The organism is Neisseria sp. P0021.S007, from assembly GCF_051956855.1.
Map to the genome: position 1 here is coordinate 1 of NZ_JBQCXA010000240.1, position 905 is coordinate 905.

Sequence of the window (905 nt, forward strand, 5' to 3'; positions counted from 1 at the left end):
ATTCATATGCTTTGCCTTTCTTAGTCGGGGTTATATGACAGGCAAAAATATAGCCGCCCATGTGGGCGGCTTCAGTACAATTAGACTTTTCCAAGTTTAATTAGACTTTTTCAGCTTGTTCGCTTCTGCAAATTTGGCTTTCAGATTGGCTTCAGATAATCCGTAACCTTCTGCTTCATTTGCCAAATATTCGATAATTCCAGCTTGGTTCTTATAGACTCCTTTGTCAATTAGCGTATCTTTCAGGGCTGATATGATGTTGAGTAACGATTTTTTGTCATTTACTTCTTTTACTTTCTTACCTTTAATTCTGTATGCCAATTCCTGACGCAGTATGGTTAAATCATCTTGTAAAATGCACAAATCATGCCTTTTTACTCTGATTACATTTTCAGGTTTGTCTATTTCTTCTCGTTTTGTTGGTTCGTCCTCTGATGAAATTTGAAATAGATTTCCTAGTAACTCATTCGGGATGAGGCAATACACTAATGTTTCAAGGTCTTTCCACTCAGAAGAAGATTCAGCATAGATTTTCCCCAGTTCTCCATGAATATCTATGACGGCTAATTTATCCACATGTTTTATTTCTATATATTCCGTTCCTCCCTCGAAACACATCGCATCAAATTGTGTCATAGGGATGAAGTCTCCTCCATATATTAAGTCTTCGGGTAATTCCGCATATTTCCCTTTTTCTTCTTCGTCATACGTCAAATCATAAAATGGTCTCTTTGCAAAATAATATTTACGTCCAATCCCATTTATATATAACTCAACTAAACCAATAGCCGCATAATGTATTAGGTCATTTGCTGTGTAGGTATCGTTAAACTCCCTACCTAACTTTTCTGCCGCTTCTTCAAGCGTGTAATATAGTCTCCAAGCCATTTTTACCTCTTATAAAT

The 905-nt window shown here is 36.4% G+C and carries 1 protein-coding gene; it reads right to left on the reverse strand.

Going from position 1 to position 905, the window contains the following annotated elements:
- Window positions 1–96: 96 nt before the first annotated feature.
- Complete coding sequence (locus ACTHUR_RS12530; protein WP_107812482.1) at window positions 97–888, reverse strand: hypothetical protein; 792 nt, start codon at window positions 886–888, stop codon at window positions 97–99.
- Window positions 889–905: the final 17 nt, after the last annotated feature.